This window comes from Cupriavidus sp. SIMBA_020, assembly GCF_046535395.1.
In the GTDB taxonomy this organism is placed as follows: domain Bacteria; phylum Pseudomonadota; class Gammaproteobacteria; order Burkholderiales; family Burkholderiaceae; genus Cupriavidus; species Cupriavidus campinensis.
On record NZ_JAWRWU010000929.1, the window covers coordinates 1 to 260 of the forward strand.

Annotated in this window: 1 pseudogene; it reads right to left on the reverse strand. The window is 70.0% G+C overall.

Annotated features, from left to right (window positions below):
• Positions 1–260: pseudogene (locus SB751_RS32165) on the reverse strand (ComF family protein); the annotation flags it as partial.

A 260-nucleotide genomic window follows, 5' to 3' on the forward strand; every position in this document is an offset into this window, starting at 1 on the left:
GGCGGGCGAGCGGCACGGGCGCGATCACATCGGGCCGCGCCGATCTGTCCTGCCACGAGTCTTGCGCGAGCCGAGCGAGGCGTAGCGCGAACTCGCGCGCCAGCATCAACCGGGCGCGAAATTTCAGGCCGAGCGCCAACGCGTCGAGCGGTGGACGGTAATCCGCCAACGCGAGGGTCGCGTCGAACGAGGGCGGCTCACCGATGCATTCCGCGCAGCGATAGTAGGCACGGCTCGCCGCTCGCATCTCGGACAAGGGC